Here is an 18458-nt window from a genome sequence, read left to right as displayed (position 1 = left end):
AACTACAATCACGCCAAAAGGGCAAGTATGGCTAGCAAATAAGCTTAAAAACTAGGTAGCGTGTTTAATATGTATCCTTAGCGGACGGGTCTCCTGCAGACATATCATAGCTTGCGACCTGTCCTAAATATATAAAAAACTACAATACTTTACACATTTATATTTTTTTATTGTAGCCAACAAACAATTATTTACTAATAAAATATTTATTCTAGTATTTATAAAAATATGCTAAAATATACAGAACCCCATAAAACAGGGCATTGTAAAATACCTAAATTTTAAGGGATTTAAAAACAAGCAGGGAGCAGTAAAAATGAACCAACAAATAATGGTGAGAGATTTTTTAGGCTTTAACATTAGGCAAGAACACGACACAAAGTTTTTTTGCCTTAATGATTTTCTAAAAGTAGCCAACGCATATAATATTCAAAGGAAAGAGGACACAAAGCGTTTAGATAACTTTATGCAAAGGGAGGACACTCTCAATCTTATAAAGGCTATACAAGATAATGAAAACATAGCAATAGTGCATAAGGCAAAAAGGGGCAAAAATGGTGGCACATACGCACACCCACTGCTTTTAATCGAACTTGCCATGTATTGCAATAAAAATTTTAAATATCAAGCTTTAAAATGGGTAGAGGACAAACTATGTGAGTATAGAGATTTAAGCGGTGAAGGGTATAAGGAATTAGCATCATGCGTTGGTAATATCCACCCCACAAAAATGGCTATTTATATGCCAAGGATAGCTAATCATATAAGAGCTATTGTAGAGCTTGGGGATAAAGAGTGGAACGAAGCAACGCAAATACAGCTATTTTTTAGAAAAAAATACCAAGATAGCGTAATGGTAGCTTTAAAGTTTTGTAATGATTTAGAGATTATTTGCAACAGAATAGGCAAAGATATAAGAATAGAGTTTTTAGAAGCTAATCTCAAAAATAACACACCAAACACAAAGGATACACAATGAGCGATACAGCAAAATTAAATCACCTAATGGAGCAAAAGGGCAAGTATGGCTAGTAAATAAGCTTAAAAACTAGGTAGCGTGTTTAAAAGGAACATAATCTTAATAAGATTTATTTTTTATTAAGATAAACACCCTATAATTATAGGGCATTTAATTTTACAAAATAATAAGGGAGTTAAAATGCAGACCGAAGTTATAATGCAAAGGGAGCTTTTAGGTGATTTTATATCGCAAAAAAGCAAAAGCGAGTTTTTTAGTGCCACTGATTTATTTAGAGTAGGTAATAAGTGGAGGGTGGCTAATGAGCTTAAGAGCAAAACCCTCGAAGAGTATAATCATCTTGTAAGCACCAAAGAGTTTGAAAAAGACTTAAAGCAAAAGTATGGTGAAACAAGAATATTCAAGCGAGGTCGCGGGCAACACTTATGGGTGCATCCTCTGCTATTTATAGATATGGCTTTGTGGCTTAACCCAAAGCTTAAGCTTGAAGTATATGAGTGGATTTTTGATAAATTGCTTATGTATAGAAACGATAGTGGAGATAGCTTTAAGAGAATGTGCGGGGCATTATTTGTAAGAGCAAATAAAACCGACTATGTTAAAAACATACAAAAGCTATGCAAGCTCATACAGGCAGAATGTGGCATTACTGATTGGCAAAACGCCACGCAAGAGCAACTAAAGCTAAGGGATAGAATCCACGAGAATATAGCCTTGCTTGCAGATGTGCTAAATAATAACAAAGAAGCAATAAGGCTAGGCATTTATAAAGCAAAATACAAAGACACAAAGGATACACAATGAGCGATACTTTACTTTACAATGTTTTAGGGCAGTCGAGTTTTGTTATTCTAAACAAAGCGCTAAATCGAGCATTAGGCGCAAATGAAAGCATGATTTTAAGCTTTTTGGTAGATAAAAGAAACTTCACAAACGGGGCGGATTTTTTCTACACAATAGATAATTTATGCTACGACACCGCATTGGGTGAAAAAGCAGTCCGCTCTGCTATGAAAAATCTAATAGACAAAGGCATTTTAATCAAAAAGGATTTTGTAGGGTTGCCACCTAAGCAATACTACAATATTAACATGCAGGCTATTTTAGGGATTCTCTCCAACCCTAGCCCAAAGGGGAGGGATATCCCTGCCAGCATAGATAACCCTAGCCAAAGGGAGAGTATTAACCCCCTCCAAAAGGCTACCTTTAACCCTAGCCCAAAGGGGAGGGATATATATAATAACAAAGAGAATAAAAACACAAATACAAAAACACACTATAACGCGCACGCGAGCGCACGCGAGGGTGGGGGGGTGGATTTCGCTAACGCTTTGCCTTTAAGAGCTAACGCCAATCCTAGCTTACAAGCAGAGCCAGCTATGCCTAAAGAGCTAAAACGCCCGCCAAGTCATATAAACATTGCTAAGCAGACATCTTACGCTAGATTCTGCGCACAGCTAGGCAAGCCTTACGATAGCGAGCAAGAATCTGCCTTTAATGAGTTTTGGGGCTTATACCCACGCAAGAGCAATGAAATAAAAGCCGTAGAAGCCTTTTTAAACGCTTTGGGGCGTGGAGTTAATATAAACACGCTACAAGAGCAATTAAAACGCTTTAAAACGCTTTTAAAGCACAAAAGCACTCCCATTGATAAAATCCCATTTGCCAGCACATGGCTAGATAGTGAGCGATACAATGACGACTTAGAGAGCGAGCTGGCACAATTTAACTCCCCAGCGCGAGAGATTGAAATAACGCCCGAGCAAGTATGGAAGCGTGCCATGAGCGAGCTACCAGAGCCAAGCATAGAATTCACACACGACCAGCTAGCCAGCCAGCCAGCCATTTTAAGGTCTTATAAGGGGCAGAAGCTTTACGCAGGTGCTAAAATGCACACGATTATAGGGCTTGGGTTAGGCAAAGCAAACAATAAGGCAGGCTATGTGATAGAAGTTACTTTGCGCGATGAGCGCGATTGTGAGGTTACTTTTAGATTTCATGCAAAGAATCAGCTAGACTTTTTTATAAATAATTATAAAATTTAAGCTTTGTTTTATAAATCATTATATATAATTACAAATATCTAAAGCAAAAGGAGCTAAGAAATGGAATCAAATACAAAAGTTGCGCTAGAGACAATCGAGCAAAACATTAAGCTAAGCATTGAAAACGCTAGCCTAAAAATGGAAGTCAGCACGCTTAAGTTAATGCTTGATAACCTAAAAAAGCAAAGAGAGCGTGAAATGGAGCAAAAGCTAAATGAGCTTTATGCAGAGGAATACGCATACAAAGCTAGAGAGCGTGCGCGTGATGTAGCAAGCCATTATGTGCTTGACAACTAAAAGCAAAAGGAGATAAGAAATGGAAAACACTAAGCTAAACATTAACCAAACACTAAGCGCGATTCAAAGGGAGCTTAATGCGCCTAAGAATCTAAAAAACAATTTTGGCGGATTCACATATCGCAATGTAGAATCTATATACGAAGCCCTTAAGCCTTACTTGGCAAAGTATGAAGTGAGTGTGTTTATTACAGATTCAATCGAGCAAGTAGCGGATAGAGTCTATATCAAAGCAACCGCTAGCATTATAAACAACGCAGGCGATTGTATAGCAGTAAGCGCATACGCTCGCGAGGCCCTAACAAAAAAGGGAATGGATGAAGCGCAAATCACAGGGAGCGCAAGCAGTTACGCCCGCAAATACGCGCTAGGCGGTTTGTTTCTTTTAGATGACAACAAAGACATTGACAGCCAAGACAATAGCCAAGGCGAGCCTAAAATCCAGCAAAGCAAGGCGCAAAGCACGCCAGCTAGCAAAGTAGCAGATATTCTAAAGGGCGCAGGTTTAGGCATGGCAGATATTAAAGCTTTTATGCAAGCCAAAGGCGTTACTAGCGCGGATACCGAAGCACTAAATGAGCTACTAGCCGACCCTAAAGCCTTAATCGCAGAAGCTGGCGCATTTATGGCAAGCAGTGTGGAGCTAGGCTAATGCGAGTTACAGAGATAGTAAGGCTGGCAACCCAGCCAATAGAAAAGCTTTTAATCCCACAGGAAACAAGCCCGCTAATGCTACAAGGTAGCTTATATCACGCGCACATACTAAGGCATGATACAAAGGTCGTGCCAGATAGCGTGGATATTATACAAGCGGATAGTTACAGAACAAAGCAAGCGCAGGAGGCTAGGGATAGCTCTTTAGCAAGCGACCGCCTACCATGCTTGGCTAAAGATTGGGAAGCTATATCTAGCACGCCAGAATCTACAATGCAAGCTCTGCACTCTATTTTCAAGGCAGATAAATTCGAGCTAGAGTTACAGGGTAAAGTAAAGCATTTTGGCGAGATAGTAGGGCATTTAGATTCACTTAATGGCATTTTTGTAAGCGATTTAAAAATAAGCCAGCAAAACGATAGGCTAGATAAAAAGATTTTTGACTATGGCTACCAGCTACAAATGTTTTTGTATATGGAGCTAGCGCAAGTCGAGCAAGCCAAGCTAGTTTTTTTTAATCCGCAAGCAAATGCTATTTTTACTAAAGAGCTATGCTATTACGATTTACTAGCAGAATGCGAAGCCCTTTTAGATAAAGCGCACCGCAATTATTGCGAGCTTAATAACATAGCAGAAAAAGGCGTGTATGTAGAATCTAGTAGCTATAACCCGCCACAATGGGTTTTAAGCGAGCTACTAGAAGCAGAATCAAACCAACACAAAGGAGATAAATGAAATCTAAAATAGACTACCGCGAGCGTGATGATTTAAGTAATATCCCCAAGCTACCAAAATATGAAGTGCTAGCGCACTCTCTTTGTGTATCGCGGGACTCGCTTTATCAAATGCAGAACAAAGGCGGGCGCAGTGCTAAAAAAATCCTACTCATGCGCCTAGGCATTTTAAAGCTACAAGAGCTAAATCAAAACAAAGGTTAAAACATGAATAAAGTAATCATACTAGGCACACTTACTAAGGAAGTGGAAGTAAAACACACACAGCAAGGCAAGGCAATCGCTAAAATAAATCTAGCGCATAATGAGCGATACACCGCACAGAATGGCGAGAAAAAAGACAAAGCTATGTTTATAGAATGCGTGGCGTTTGATAGGGGCGCGGAGATATTACAGCAATACTTTCACAAGGGTAGCAGGATTTTAATCGAGGGCAAGCTAAACCTAGAGAGCTGGCAAACACAAAGCGGAGAGAGCAGAAGCAAGCATACGATTATTATAGAGAAATTCGATTTTGTAGATAAGGCAAATTCTAGCCAGCCAAACAATCAGGCAAGGCAAGCTAGCCAGACGCAAAGCTATAATCAAAGGCAAGTAAGCCAAAGCGCGCCAACACAATGGGGCACAGACGATGACTCAATCCCATTTTAAAATCCGCCTTATTAAGTTAAGGCGCGACAGAGATAAAACAATCACGCTACACAAAACACAAGACCACACCATAACCTACAAGCACACGCTAAAAAATGGAATGGTAGGGTGGAATATCCAGCGCGATATTTTAGGCAAGGATAGCGAGATTTTATCAGGTGGCTATGCGCTGGCAAACAAGCAGGCGGAAATGTATATTAACAGCGAAATAATCCGCATAAGCGGAGAAGCAAAGGGAATGCGATGGTGCTAGAGTTAGTTAATCAAATAACATTAAACGAAACGCAGGATATATATAAAGGCGAGTTTCTTATACGCGATATTTTTGGCGCAGATGAAGTAACAGCTATAAATCAATTTTTAGTCAATCGTGGCAAAAGGAAAATAGGCAGGCGGTTAGAAAACACATCACACAAGCCTAGGGTATGCACTTATAAAGAGCTACAAAGATTCGCGCATATATTTAAACAGCACGCGCAAGAAAACTCATGGTGGCGGTGGAGAACGATAGACACAGAAACGCCTTTAGGTAGCGCATACATAAAAACAAGGGATATTTTAAACAAATATACAGATATAAGCCAGCCAGTGCGCAGGGTTAATTTTAGGTTTCTTTATAAGCAACAAAGGCGCACGCAAGAATTAAAGCTAAAATCAGGCGAGATTATTCTAAAAGATATTCTGCCCAGCCAATTAGATAGGCAGGTAGTCATAAATACAATGCGAGCCTACAAGATTAAGCTAGAGACGCGCTCAAATAAAGTAATAACCACTAGCCAATCGCTAGCTAAATATAAAGAGCGAGCCAAATTGCTTATAGATACAGGGAATAACAGGCAAGCAAAATCTCACCAGCGCATACTAGAGAAACTTAAAGGCATAGCATGAAAATAATATTGGCAGATATTTTAAAGAACCCAGCAGAGAGGGAGACATTTAGAAAGTTTGGCAAAAAGCACGGCGTGGAATTTAATAATAAGCGCATAGGGTGCGCGCTATACACAGAGATAGAGACAAGCCAGCTAGACAAATGGGCGCGAGCATACATCACAGCGCTTGAAACTAGCCAATATAGGTTTTATAATACAGAGCATGGCTTGGACAAAATTTATTCTAAAATAAAAGGATTTTTACATGGAAAAGACTAAAGAGCAAATCGTAAAGTATTATTTAAAGCAAGCAAGGCAATGGAGCGCAGAGCGTAGGTTAAGCAGGGAATCACAGCTTAAGGGCTTAGTTAGCAATCTCTTAGAAGAGACCCTAGAATATACCAGGGCGCAGAATCAAGGCGAGCGGATAGACGCGCTTTGTGATATTTGCATTTTCTGCTTTAATGCGATTAGCGATTATTCTAGCCAGCGCGATTTAGTAAGCAAGCACGCAGGACTTCACCACTTAATTAAGTCGATAGGCAATATCCAGCTATGCCTAAAGCTCATGAAAAGCGAGAAGCCACACAAATCAAGCGCAATATTTAACTTAGATATAGAACTTTTAAACATTATATCAAACGCCATTACAATGATAGATAAAGCAGGCTATGATACTTTTAAGGCGCTAGGCGAGACATTTAGGGAGATAGAATCGCGCACAGGCAAATATGATGAGCGTATAGGCAAGTGGGTTAAGGATACTAGCGAGCAGGCAAAGGCTAAGTGGTATAAAGCAGACTACACAAAGGCGCGCAAATGAGCCTAGAGCCAATGCAGATAGCCACGATTCTAGCCATTATGCTTTTAGGGATGTTTATATGCTGGGGCGATTAGTTTTAGGCATAGGCTCGATTCTAGCCTTACAAGCATGTGCCACTAAAAAAGAAGCGGTGTATATCCCCACTAAGTGCGATATACAAATGCCAGCAAAGCCATACCCTAGAGATAATCAAAGCACAGCCCAGCGCGTGGCAGAGATTCTGCAATACACCGAACTACTAGAAGCGGACTTATCTTTTTGCATAGGTAAATAATTTTTATATATAAATAAAAATAATTAAGCTAGATTTAAAAAATTTTATATATAATTACACCAACAAAAGCAAAAAAGCTTTTGAAACTATGCAAAAGGGTAACCATGAAACAGGTAGCAGGCAGTATAAAGGCAAGCGCATGAGAGCCTTAGGATATGCGCTGGTGGCGGTTATTATAGTGGCGGTTTTAGTTAAGTATATTTTAGAAAGGGTGTAGTATGGAAAGAGTGATTTACAATAGCAATCTGTGCTTTGATGTTAGGTTTAGATATAGCGATAAAACATGTGTGCTTTTACTAAGAGCTTTAAGAAACGCTAGAGATTCAAAAGAAGCTATTAGCGTTATTAAGGAGCTATACAATAGGGGCGCAGTGTATCGCTACTTTGATTTTAGCCAATGCGCGCAAGATGATAGAGAGGCGTTGTATAAGACTATACAAAAGCTAGATAAGCAATACATTGCTAGTTAATCATATTACTAAATACAAAAAAGGAGTTAGCAGATGAGTAAAGCAGTGATTATAGTCGTAGCGGTGGCATTTATCACGCTTATAGGTTTCATCTCTACCCTTAGTGTGTGGAATCACAACCTAGGCAAAGAGAATGCTAGACTTAAGGCAGAGCTAGCAAACGCAAGCACGCTTTTAGATGTGCAGAACAAAGCCCTAGAGAAGCAAAAGCTAGATACAGAAGCTTATAAAAAGCAGGCTAAGGAAGTAAAAGAGCGCATTATCACACGCTACCAGACAATCACAACGCCTGCCCAAGCAAGCAAAGACTGCCAAGCAGAGCTAGAGTCAATCAAGCAAGCATTAGGCATATTTTACGATAGGGGGTCAAGCAAATGAAACAAGACGCAATCAACCCACCACACTACAAAGCTGGCAAAGTGGAGTGTATCGAAGCCTTAGAATCTGCCACCATAGGCAAACAAGGCATAGAAGCGGTGTGCGTGGCAAATGTTATCAAGTATCTATGGCGATACGAAGCAAAGGGCGGTGTGCAAGACTGCAAAAAAGCGCAGTGGTATTTAGAGCGACTTATCTCGCACTTAGAGAAAAAGGAATCGCAATGCAACACATAGAACACCAAGAGCAGTGCAAAGTGTTTCAATGGGCGCGATACAATGAAAAACGCTACCCATTTCTAGCATTTATGCACGCTAGCACCGCAGGAGAGCGATTCAAAAACGCTATACAAGCGCATAGGGCAAAGCTAGCAGGTATGCGTAAAGGCGTGCCAGATATATTTTTGCCACACATCTCGCAAGGATACGCGGGGCTTTTTATCGAGCTAAAGCGACCAATCCGCAAAGGATACGCAAAGCCACAGGTAAGCCCAGAGCAAAAGCAGTGGCTAGAGTATCTTAGGCAAGCAGGCTATTACGCCTGTGTGTGCTATGGCGCAGAGCAAGCGATTAACGCGATAGAATCTTATATTAAAGGAACAAATAATGGAAGCAATACAAGCTCACACGATAGAATACGATAGGCGCAAAAATAACTATTATTTACACGAAAAAGACAAAGAGCAAAGGCTAGCAAAGCGTTACGATAGCATACAAGCCGATAGCGAAACAAACGAAACGCTAGAGATAACGCAAAGCCTAGAAGCTAGTATCAAAGAAGCAAACGAACGCAAGCAAGCAGAGCAAAACGAGTGGGTAAATCTAAGCGAGTATTGGGAGCAAGTAGCAGACACAAAGGATTGGGAAAACGCAAAATCGCTCCTAGATAAATCTAAGACTTGCAAAATGAGTGTAGTAAAACGCAAGCGAGACGCGCTTAAGCATTTTAAGCAACGCGCAGTAAAAAAGGCAGAATCTCTAGGGATAGAGTATAAAACAGAGTATGTTAAAAGTGTAAATCGCTGGGGTGTAGAATGCCATATGAACCGCAAAGACTTATTTGTAAGGCGCAAGCATTTAAGGCTATTTTTTACTACAAACAAACAAGGTAAGCATACCAATGCATTAGTGAGAAATAGGCAAGCGCAAACTATAAAAGTTTTTGGTGCAGATAATCATATACAAAACAAGCTAGCCACGCATGGCATACAATATAATACATTTATAGCGCGACTTCACAGAGGGTGGAGTGTAGAGAAAGCCAGCACCACGCCACCAGCAAATAGAGATAGCGATAGATTCTTAGAGATGTATCCACATAGGGCGCATGAGCTAAGAAAACCTGTAAAAAAGTCTAATAAGCAAATACTAGCAGAATACGAGGGTAAGACCTTTTATAGGCGCAGAGCCACGCTCCAAGATTTACTACAAGAAAATGGCATTACAGAGAAACAATTCTGTAACCGCATACGCAACGGCTGGAGCTTTGCAAGCGCAACCACGCTAGATAATGGTGGCTACACAGAGGAAGCGCGCAAGCGACATAATAAGCGCGATATTGCCAAGCATGTAAGGCAAAGCAGAGCTAAAAGATACAGATAAGGGGGGGTGGATATGACCGAGATAAGCTACAACAATTTTAAAGATTCAATGCAAGCATACGACATTATCCGCGAGCATATAGCAAGCCTTACACAAGAGCAAAGGGAAGCATACGCCAACGACTTAAAGCAAGTGCCAAAGGGCAAGCAACGCTATTATTACGCGATAGAATCTTATATAAAGGAGAGCAAATGAAAATAAATAATACAAGGCTTGAGAATATAAAGTTTAAAACTATAAGCCATCAAAGTTGGTTTTTTGACTCTTTCGCAAGACGATACACTACAAAAGGTTTTGTAGGAGAGCCGTATAAATCCTCAAAAGAGATGTTGCGTGTGGATAAAAAAAGATTTAAAACTTCTATTAAATCTTTAAAAAACAAGCTTTCAAAATGCTTTAAAGAAACAGAAGATGTTTTCTTTTGCCACATTGAGCCTAATGGATATGATGTAGTTAAGGCTTTAGGTTTAAAAGAGTTTGGTGGCAAAGGAAAAGGAAATGGAGAGGTTTCATATCCAATACTTGCCTCAAGCTCAGTTGAGATACCTAAAGCTATGTTAAAAAGTATTATAAAAATTTATAAGAAAAAGCTTGGCAAGGAAAGCATTCCTATTAAGTTGCATATAGTTATTTTAGACGGGGTGCTTAGTAGCGGGTTGGAGATTTTAAAAGTAATATCTGCCCTTAAGCAATTTACTGCGCCTTACGCTATAACACTAGTATTTACCATTGCTACGGCTTTTAAAAGATATCCTATTAAGTGTAAGAATGACACAGGATATTCTCCTGTGATATTCTCTCATATTTTGTTTTGCAAGCAGATTTATGGCTCAAGAATTAAGACTTTGAAGTTTATTAGCTTTAATGAGTAAGGAGAGCAACAATGAAGCTAAAAGAATCCACAATTAGAGACTTTGCAGAAGCATTAGGTGAAACCGATGAGCTTGGTGAGTATAGGATAGAGCATTATCAAAAAGCTATACTAAAAGTGAGTGTGAAAAATAATCTAAGGCATATTTTTTCACCATTGTTTGATGTAAAGGATTGTGTATTGAAATTATTATCCTGCGTGTGCTTTTTGGTGTGTTTTCCTATCACCCTAATCCTATCGGCTTTAGAGTATGATAGTAGGCGGCGGATAAAAGTTTTGTATCTCTACCTTATAAAACACCGCAAAGAGATAAAGGCTTATAAACAATATTTGAAAAGCAAGGAGACAAAATGTGCGGAATAGGAACATTTTTAATAGTAGCAATTTTCCTTGTTTCAATTGCTTGTTTTATACTTATAATTATATATAATTTTATGAACTCGCCAGATTATACATACACAGATGAGCCTAGATTCCCAAAAATGCCAGAGAAACAAAAAAGATGAGAAGGAAGTTTAATGGCACACTTTAGCATACAAAAGAAGCGCGACCAATATCGCAAGCAAGGCATATTTCACACTAACCAAGACTTAGCGCAAAAGGTAAAGGAACGCCTAGAAGCATACACCGACCAGCCTATAACAGAGATAGTAGATTTATGCGTAGGTGGCGGTGGCTTGCTAGAGCCTTTTAGCGATGATATAGCAAAGTTTGGGTGTGATATAGAGAGCGAGTTTGTGGAATACACGCGAGAGAATCAAAAGGGCGATTTTAGAGTAGCAAGCATATTTGCCGAGCCTTTTGGTGATAAACGATTCACGCACATAGTAGGCAATTATCCCTTTAGTATCAAAGGCAATGGTATAGAGATGACTAGCAAGTATGGTGGCATATATCCCTACCAGCTAGCAAACACACTAGATTCTAGCTTTGTGCTTGCAAACATTAAAGCCCTAGCAGACAATGGCACGCTAGTTTTAATCTCTAGCAATGGCTTACTATATCGTGGCAACAAAGAAGCCTTATTCCGCAAGTATCTACTAGAAAAGAACTTAATCGAACACCTAGAGAGTATCCCAGCAGACAAACACTTTGATGATACAAAGGTAGAGACAACGCTAATGGTGCTTAAAAAGAATCGCACCAAAGATACATTCACCGCACACAACACGCAAGACAATTACACGCAAGAGATTAACCGCCATGACATACTAGCAAGCGAGAGCTATTGCCTAAGTGTAAATTCTCTAGCAGTCAAGCCACAAGAGCAAGAACACAAGAGCGAAGCTGAGATAGAAGCAGAGTTTAACGCACACGCAAGGGAAGTGCTAGAATCTAGCTTGCAAAACATAGAGACTACAATAAAGATATACAGGGTAATGAGTAAAATAGATATACGCCAGCCAGCATATTATAGGGAATACCTAGAGAGAGCAAATGCTATAATCACACAAGCATTAAAGGATATAAAATAAGGCTTTTATTGTGAAAAAGTGGCATATTTTAAAAAATGTGAGAATATGTGTAATTTTACTTACATTATATAATTACAAAAAGAATCGTTTAAAATGTTAAAAAATAACGATAGTATATTGACAAAATTTTAACGATATGATATTATCTCGTGTTATTTTTAATAAAAAGGCGATACAATGAAAACAAATCAAGTAATGGAGTCAATCGATAGGAAGCTATGCGGGCGCATAGTTAGGCAGAGAACCAAAGATGGCTTTATGAGATTATGGGATATAGAGGCGATAGGCAAGCTTTACAGACTAGAAAATGGCTTGCCAGAGTTATCTCTAAAAGACTATATGAATAGTCAAAATGTAAAAGAATTTTTAGCCGAGTTAGAGAAAGAGGTAGGAACTAACCCATACATTAAAAGCACAAAGGCAAATAGTGGCTGGATACACCCATTTTTTGCCATTAAAATGCTTACACACTTTAACCCAAAATTTGAAGTGCAAGTATATAAGTGGCTTTGGGATTATCTAATACAGAACAGAATCAAAAGCGGGGATAGCTATGTAAAAATGTGCGGAAGCCTTTACGCATACACAACGCAAAAGGCAAAATTTCAGCAGTCGATTAAAACACTTAGCAAAAACATACGCGAGCATTTTGGTGTAGATACTTGGAATAATGCCACCCAAGAGCAACTAAAGCTAAGAGATGAGCTACAGACAAATATAGCCGACTTTGCCAAAACACTTAACAATGCTTATCATGGCTTAGTGTTTGCCTGCGATGTATATGCCAGCAAGTATGATATGGATAGAGAAGCATTTAGAAAACAGATAATCCCATTTTACGAAGCGCAATAAGGTAAGCAATGGCAAAGCCTTTACATAAACACATTAAGACAATGGCACTTAAGTATCAAACAGGACAATATGGGCTTAGAGAGCTAGCTAGAATCTACAAGATAGACCCAGCTACATTATGCCGATATTTTAAAGCTAATAATATACAGGTAAATCAACACGCAAAAGAGGCTATAAGCCACCTAACACAGGGGCTTAACGCATTTAACGAAATTTGCTACAATGCAGAATTAAATCAACAAAATGGAGAAAATGGCGGAATGAGCGATACCGAGCTTATTACAGCGCAACAGAACGCAGTCAATCTAGCGAACGAAGTTATAGAGATTGTGAGAGAAAAGAATCCGCAATTTGCTAAAGGCTTTCAAGCTATATCCGCGCTTATAATCAAGCGTAGTAGCGAGATACTGCAACAAGCCGATATTACTAGCCAAGACATAGCTAACATAAGCAAGGCAATGGGCAATGTAAATGATACGCTTGGCGTTATACCAAAAATGCCTACCATAGCCCAGCAGTTTAACATAGGCACAAAGGACAAGAAACAAGACTTAAAGCCGATAGATATACAAATAGAGTTTAAAAAGTGAAGCTCACAATCCCCCACAAGTTTGAACCGCTCTTTAAAGGCGATTATTCAAAGCAAAGGGTTATTACATACTATGGGGGGCGTGGCGGTGGCAAAAGTGTTACACTTAGCTACTTTGCTATTTTAAAATGCCTACAAAGTAGAATCCGCTTTTACATAGTCCGCAAAATAGATAAAAGCAAGGCAAATTCAACGCATAGCTTAGTTAAAAGGCTTTTGCGTGAAAGTGGCTTAATGGATTATGTGGTGCAAATATCAGCCGAGCGGATACTCTTTAGCAATGGTAGTGAAGCTATATTTGAAGCCGTGAGCGAGCGAACAATCGACAACCTAAGAAGCGCAGATAATGTCCGCTACTTTTGGTTTGATGAAGCCCACGATATACAAGCCGAGACAATGCAAGTGTTAATCCCAAGCATACGCGCAGAGAACTCACAAATCATTATAAGCCTTAATCCGCAAAAGAGCGATGATTACATTTACACGCAATACATACTAGGCGCAGATAATGATTACAGCGTGGCGGTAAAGGTAAATTATAGCGATAACCCCTTTTTCCCTAAGGTGCTAGATAGGGATAGGCTAAAAGACTTTAACACACTACCGCGCCCTATTTACTTGCATATATGGGAGGGCGAGACTAACGATTATAACGATATGCAAGTGATAGATACCGACCGCATAGGCTACTATGACACGCGCCCACAATATAGCTATATTTGCCTAAGCATAGACACCGCCACCAGCACAAAGACAAGCGCGGATTATAGTGTTATAGGAGCATTTGGCAAGGTAAAGGATAGCAAGGATTGCCACATTATACACCTAGCGCGTGGGCAGTGGGATTGGCACACGCTTAACACAAAGATACAAGAGATTTATAATCTCACGCATACACTCACACAAAGGCACGCTAACATTATTCTAGTAGAAGCAAAGGCAAATGGCTTAAATGTGATACAAGAGCTACAAAGGCTCACTCATTTGCAAGTTAAGCCTATTACGCCAAAGGCAGATAAACTCTCGCGCGTAGTAAATGATATGCTCCCCTATATCGATAGGCTAAAGCTACCACAAAACGCAACCGACCCCTTTAACTTTTGGGTAAGCGATTATATCCGCGAGTTAAAACAATTTAGGGCAGACGGCAAGCATGAGCATGATGATATGATAGATAGCACCAGCCAAGCCTTAAATTTTTTGTATAATAACGCATTAGACTTTAGCAAAATAAAGGAAGCTTTAACACTATGAAACATTACCCAAGCTCAAGCAAAGCACGCTTTACAGACAATATCCGCGCACTATTTAGCTTTTCAAAGCAACAAGCGCAAAGCCAGCCTATACACGCCGAGCCACTAACGCGCATACAAGATTCACACCTAGAAGCGCAAATACGCGACCATTGGCAGAACGAAGTGGCAAACCTAAGTGTAAATAATAGCCTTACGCAATACACAAAATTTATTTTAAAGCGCATACCATATCAACAGCTAGCAATGCTGGCAAGCGATGATATTATAAGCAACGCGATAGAGACAATTACACGCGAGAGCATAGCGCAGTGGGGAGAGATAGAAGTAAGTGCGGATACCGAAGCCGACACAGAAGCAGTGCGAGAGTGGTTAGAATCGCGCCTTAATGAGCTAGATTTTCAAAGCACGCTAGCGCAAGCCTTACGCAAGAGCCTTATATATGGTGGGAGCTTTTTATACTTTGCTTATAGCGGAGAGCAAGACTTAAGCAAGCCCTTAATCCTAAGCAAAGAAACTAGCATTAACAAGATTCAATTTATAAAGGTTATAGAAGCGTGGCAAGCAAGCCCAGCAAGTGTAGATTTAAGCAACCCCACAAGTAAAGATTATATGCGACCTAGCGCATGGCACATTCAAGGGGCTGGCAGTGTAGATTCTAGTAGATTATATCCGCTAGTATTTTTTGATACGCCAAACCTTATAAAACCTATGTTTAATTTTTTAGGCATATCCCTAGCGCAGTTTATGCAAGACAAAGTAAAGAGCGCAGATGGTATGCGCCAAGCATTAGCGGATATATTTTTACGATTCCGCACAAATATAATCCGCACCCCAAGCCTTATAAGTATGGATAAAGACACCCTAAAGCAACGCGTGGAGCTTATAAATATGGGGATTAACAATTTCAGCACGCTACTACTCACCGACACCGAGAACTTTGAGCAGAGCATAACCCCTTTAAGTGGGCTTGACAAAATATACGCGCAGGCACAGGAGAGCATAGCAAGCAGTGCGCGGATACCTATAAATAAGCTATTTGGGCAGACTCCAACAGGGCTAAACAATAGTGGTCAGTATGATATAGCAAGCTTTTACGATATTATCAAAGGCTACCAAGAATCCACAATTAAGCCTTTAATCGAGCATACGCTAAGGCTACTACTAAACGAGCGCGCAGAGCAAGGCTTAAAGGCTACATTCACATTCAAACCGCTAGAGAAGTTAAACGAGCTAGAATTAGCGCAAGTTAAAAACACAGAAGCCGACTTTTACACTAAGCTTATATCCGCTGGCATTATTACGCAAGATGAAGCATTGCAAGAGCTAAAAGCTAAAGGCTACCTAGGCGCAGATATACAAGGCGACACCGCAAGCGATGATTTAGACTTAGATTTAGAAGCCGACTTGCTAGAAAATGGGAATAATAGCGAGCTTACACAAGAAAACTAAGGAATAATTCCCTATGCCTAAAAAAAGCAAGCCTAAAGTAAAGCCCACCACGCTAAAGCCGATTAAACATAGTAGCGCATTAGAGAGACAAGCTAGCAAAGACTTAAGGGCATTCACAAAGCGAGTTAATAAAAGCGTGAAGTATTTCACCCTAGCGCAATTTAACAAATTCAATCGTGGCGAGATTAACAATATAAGCACAGCCCTAAGGATTAAGTTTAATAGCCTTACAGAGCAGTGGGAAGCTACCGCTAGAGAGTTTGCCAAAGATTACGCAAGCAAGCAGAGCAAAAGCATAGGCAAGTATGTAGAAGCAAACTATAATAGCCAAAGCGAGCATTTTAAGCTTAAGGGTGTAACGCCCCAAACAAAGCAAGTAATGCAAGCGCAATATTTAGAAAATATCGCACTTATTAAAAGCATACCGCGCGAGATTATAGAGAGATACCAAAGCGCACTCTACAACGCAGTGGCAAACTTTGATAGCGGTGCTATAAATAAGCTAGCAAATCAAATAGGAAAAATAAGCACGCGCAGAGCAAAGACAATAGCGCGAGACCAAACCGCTAAGGCGATAGAAGCTTTTAGCAACGCACGCGCTAAAGATTTAGGCTTTACTTACTACCAATGGCTAACTAGCCAAGATGAGCGAGTAAGCACAGGCGCAGGCGGGCATAGGCAATTAGATGGGCGGATTTACGCATACGATACGCCAAGCGCGGTTATAGACTCATATGCCAACAAAGGACACCCTGCCCAGCGTGTAAATTGTAGGTGTGTAGCCGTGCCAATTCAGCTACTACCAAACCAAGAATTAAAGCTTATAAAAGACTCCACAAGCGGAGATTATTACGAGATATTGCAAAAGTAAATAATTTTAGCTATACTTTTAGGCGGAGGGGAGCTCTTTTTGACCTCCTTTTTTCTCTCGCAATAGGTAGGGGATTGCATAATGACTATACGCTTACAGGACAACCACGCTTTAACTTCACACAGAAGCAAAGATGAAAACGGCTTCTTAATTATTAAAGATAATCCCATAGCCAAAGCTGGTGTGTTTGATTATCTAGGCAGTGAAGTTAATCCACAATTACCACCTAATGAAATTGTTAAAGTTTGCAGAACCTTTAAAGACTTAGAAGCTAAAAAGGATTATTTCAAAGGCAAGCCGATTAAACTTACACACAAATGGGTAGGCAAAGATGGCGAAGCTATGGAAGCAGATGGCGCAATTATAGGCGAAGTGGGAGCAGATGAACCATATTTAAAAGCGGATTTAGTTATTTACAATCCCAAGCTTATTAAGCTTATAGAGAGTGGCGAGATTGTAGAATTAAGCCCAGCATACGAAGCTAAGTTAATCGAAGCTAGCGGGGCATACAATGGTGAGCCTTTTACCTATAAGCAAGATTTGCTAAGTGTAAATCATTTAGCAGTAGTGGAGACGGGGCGCAGTGGTAGCGACCTAAGAATCCAAGACAACAAACCAAACTTAACAAAGGGGGACACAATGAAAAAGACTTTCAAAGATTCAGTGGCAGAATTGCTAAAACGATTCGCAGACACCGAAGCAGAATCACAAGGCGAAGTGGCGGAGCTAGCAGACTTTGACAAAGGCGAGCTAGTAAAAGAGATTCTAAGCGTGGTAAGTAATAGCGAGCTAAGCGATGATGAGCGATTCAACGCAGTGGCTGGCTTGCTAGATAAGCTCTCACAACCGCAAGGCGATAGCGATTCAGTAGAAGCCGAAGCGCAAGATAATGAAGTAGAGAGCGAGCAAGAAGATAGCGAGCAAGAAGCGCAAGACGATGAAGTGGCAGAGCTAAGCACCGAGGGCGGAAACATTACCGCGCAAGACTTGGTGGAGATTATCGAAAAAGTAGCCGACGCTAAAATCGCTAAGCTAAAAGATTCAATGTTTAAAGAATCTAAGCGCGTGCAAGACACTTATGCAGAAGTTAGCAAAGCCCTAGGAACTAGCTTTGATTATCAAGGCAAAAGCGTTAGCGACTTGTATAAGTTTGGCTATGAAGCCCTAACAAAGCAAAAGCTACAAGATGGGCTAGATTCTAAAACTGCATTCACAATGGCAAGCGCAAGCAAGGCTAGTGTTACAAGAGCAAAGGTGAGCGACTCTAGCGCGCAAATGTTTAGCAAGCTAGATAGCTTAATCGCAAAACACAAATAAGGG

General features: G+C 40.1%; 27 protein-coding genes. All 27 read left to right on the top strand.

Going from position 1 to position 18458, the window contains the following annotated elements; translation table 11 throughout:
• Window positions 1–316 precede the first annotated feature (316 nt).
• Window positions 317–979, top strand: a complete 663-nt coding sequence (locus tag Q0171_RS04750; protein ID WP_299327321.1) for a KilA-N domain-containing protein — start codon at window positions 317–319, stop codon at window positions 977–979.
• 180 nt (window positions 980–1159) lie between these two features.
• Window positions 1160–1783, top strand: a complete 624-nt coding sequence (locus tag Q0171_RS04745) for a KilA-N domain-containing protein (protein WP_299327320.1) — start codon at window positions 1160–1162, stop codon at window positions 1781–1783.
• Window positions 1780–3024, top strand: coding sequence for a hypothetical protein (locus tag Q0171_RS04740; RefSeq protein ID WP_299327319.1), 1245 nt, complete (start codon window positions 1780–1782; stop codon window positions 3022–3024). The genes Q0171_RS04745 and Q0171_RS04740 overlap by 4 nt, the downstream gene beginning before the upstream one ends.
• Window positions 3025–3084: 60 nt before the next feature.
• Window positions 3085–3321, top strand: coding sequence for a hypothetical protein (locus Q0171_RS04735; RefSeq protein WP_299327318.1), 237 nt, complete (start codon window positions 3085–3087; stop codon window positions 3319–3321).
• Window positions 3322–3340: 19 nt separating this feature from the next.
• Window positions 3341–3973, top strand: a complete 633-nt coding sequence (locus Q0171_RS04730; protein WP_299327317.1) for an ERF family protein — start codon at window positions 3341–3343, stop codon at window positions 3971–3973.
• Window positions 3973–4710: a PD-(D/E)XK nuclease family protein gene (locus Q0171_RS04725; protein WP_299327316.1), complete on the top strand. Its 738-nt coding sequence runs from the start codon at window positions 3973–3975 to the stop codon at window positions 4708–4710. The genes Q0171_RS04730 and Q0171_RS04725 overlap by 1 nt, the downstream gene beginning before the upstream one ends.
• A complete protein-coding gene (locus Q0171_RS04720; protein ID WP_299327315.1) occupies window positions 4707–4913 on the top strand; it encodes a hypothetical protein in 207 nt (68 codons plus the stop codon). The genes Q0171_RS04725 and Q0171_RS04720 overlap by 4 nt, the downstream gene beginning before the upstream one ends.
• Before the next feature lie 3 nt (window positions 4914–4916).
• Window positions 4917–5360, top strand: coding sequence for a single-stranded DNA-binding protein (gene ssb, locus Q0171_RS04715; protein WP_299327314.1), 444 nt, complete (start codon window positions 4917–4919; stop codon window positions 5358–5360).
• A complete protein-coding gene (locus Q0171_RS04710) occupies window positions 5341–5613 on the top strand; it encodes a hypothetical protein (RefSeq protein WP_299327313.1) in 273 nt (90 codons plus the stop codon). The genes ssb and Q0171_RS04710 overlap by 20 nt, the downstream gene beginning before the upstream one ends.
• Entirely contained in the window at window positions 5604–6248 is a 645-nt protein-coding gene (locus Q0171_RS04705) for a hypothetical protein (protein ID WP_299327312.1), read from the top strand. The genes Q0171_RS04710 and Q0171_RS04705 overlap by 10 nt, the downstream gene beginning before the upstream one ends.
• A complete protein-coding gene (locus Q0171_RS04700) occupies window positions 6245–6508 on the top strand; it encodes a hypothetical protein (RefSeq protein WP_299327311.1) in 264 nt (87 codons plus the stop codon). Before Q0171_RS04705 ends, Q0171_RS04700 begins: the two co-directional genes overlap by 4 nt.
• Window positions 6495–7052 carry a hypothetical protein gene (locus tag Q0171_RS04695; protein ID WP_299327310.1) on the top strand — a complete coding sequence of 186 codons (558 nt, stop codon included), beginning with the start codon at window positions 6495–6497 and terminating at the stop codon, window positions 7050–7052. Before Q0171_RS04700 ends, Q0171_RS04695 begins: the two co-directional genes overlap by 14 nt.
• Before the next feature lie 58 nt (window positions 7053–7110).
• Entirely contained in the window at window positions 7111–7326 is a 216-nt protein-coding gene (locus Q0171_RS04690; RefSeq protein ID WP_299327309.1) for a hypothetical protein, read from the top strand.
• 503 nt (window positions 7327–7829) lie between these two features.
• Window positions 7830–8174, top strand: coding sequence for a hypothetical protein (locus Q0171_RS04685; RefSeq protein ID WP_299327308.1), 345 nt, complete (start codon window positions 7830–7832; stop codon window positions 8172–8174).
• Window positions 8171–8410 (top strand): DUF3310 domain-containing protein, encoded by a 240-nt coding sequence (locus Q0171_RS04680; protein WP_299327306.1) that lies wholly within the window; start codon window positions 8171–8173, stop codon window positions 8408–8410. The genes Q0171_RS04685 and Q0171_RS04680 overlap by 4 nt, the downstream gene beginning before the upstream one ends.
• Window positions 8398–8817, top strand: coding sequence for a VRR-NUC domain-containing protein (locus tag Q0171_RS04675; protein WP_299327296.1), 420 nt, complete (start codon window positions 8398–8400; stop codon window positions 8815–8817). Before Q0171_RS04680 ends, Q0171_RS04675 begins: the two co-directional genes overlap by 13 nt.
• A complete protein-coding gene (locus Q0171_RS04670) occupies window positions 8780–9775 on the top strand; it encodes a hypothetical protein (protein ID WP_299327294.1) in 996 nt (331 codons plus the stop codon). The genes Q0171_RS04675 and Q0171_RS04670 overlap by 38 nt, the downstream gene beginning before the upstream one ends.
• Before the next feature lie 12 nt (window positions 9776–9787).
• The gene (locus Q0171_RS04665; protein ID WP_299327292.1) at window positions 9788–9970 is read left to right on the top strand and encodes a hypothetical protein; all 183 of its coding nucleotides are present in this window, start codon (window positions 9788–9790) and stop codon (window positions 9968–9970) included.
• A complete protein-coding gene (locus Q0171_RS04660; RefSeq protein WP_299327290.1) occupies window positions 9967–10647 on the top strand; it encodes a hypothetical protein in 681 nt (226 codons plus the stop codon). The genes Q0171_RS04665 and Q0171_RS04660 overlap by 4 nt, the downstream gene beginning before the upstream one ends.
• 11 nt (window positions 10648–10658) lie before the next feature.
• Window positions 10659–11009, top strand: a complete 351-nt coding sequence (locus Q0171_RS04655; protein WP_299327289.1) for a hypothetical protein — start codon at window positions 10659–10661, stop codon at window positions 11007–11009.
• A 155-nt stretch (window positions 11010–11164) separates the two neighbouring features.
• Window positions 11165–12121, top strand: a complete 957-nt coding sequence (locus Q0171_RS04650) for an N-6 DNA methylase (RefSeq protein ID WP_299327288.1) — start codon at window positions 11165–11167, stop codon at window positions 12119–12121.
• A 177-nt stretch (window positions 12122–12298) separates the two neighbouring features.
• Window positions 12299–12973 carry a KilA-N domain-containing protein gene (locus Q0171_RS04645; protein WP_299327287.1) on the top strand — a complete coding sequence of 225 codons (675 nt, stop codon included), beginning with the start codon at window positions 12299–12301 and terminating at the stop codon, window positions 12971–12973.
• 8 nt (window positions 12974–12981) lie between these two features.
• Window positions 12982–13563, top strand: a complete 582-nt coding sequence (locus Q0171_RS04640; protein ID WP_299327285.1) for a hypothetical protein — start codon at window positions 12982–12984, stop codon at window positions 13561–13563.
• Window positions 13560–14816 (top strand): PBSX family phage terminase large subunit, encoded by a 1257-nt coding sequence (locus Q0171_RS04635; protein WP_299327271.1) that lies wholly within the window; start codon window positions 13560–13562, stop codon window positions 14814–14816. Before Q0171_RS04640 ends, Q0171_RS04635 begins: the two co-directional genes overlap by 4 nt.
• A complete protein-coding gene (locus Q0171_RS04630; protein ID WP_299327269.1) occupies window positions 14813–16267 on the top strand; it encodes a DUF1073 domain-containing protein in 1455 nt (484 codons plus the stop codon). The genes Q0171_RS04635 and Q0171_RS04630 overlap by 4 nt, the downstream gene beginning before the upstream one ends.
• A gap of 13 nt (window positions 16268–16280) precedes the next feature.
• Entirely contained in the window at window positions 16281–17138 is an 858-nt protein-coding gene (locus Q0171_RS04625; RefSeq protein WP_299327267.1) for a phage minor head protein, read from the top strand.
• A gap of 81 nt (window positions 17139–17219) precedes the next feature.
• Window positions 17220–18455: a DUF2213 domain-containing protein gene (locus Q0171_RS04620; RefSeq protein ID WP_299327265.1), complete on the top strand. Its 1236-nt coding sequence runs from the start codon at window positions 17220–17222 to the stop codon at window positions 18453–18455.
• Window positions 18456–18458 lie beyond the last annotated feature (3 nt).

Origin of the sequence: uncultured Helicobacter sp. (genome assembly GCF_937906905.1) — a bacterium.
In the GTDB taxonomy this organism is placed as follows: Bacteria; Campylobacterota; Campylobacteria; order Campylobacterales; family Helicobacteraceae; genus Helicobacter_B.
The sequence above is the reverse complement of the archived record's forward strand: the minus strand, read 5'-3'. Positions and strand labels throughout refer to the sequence as shown.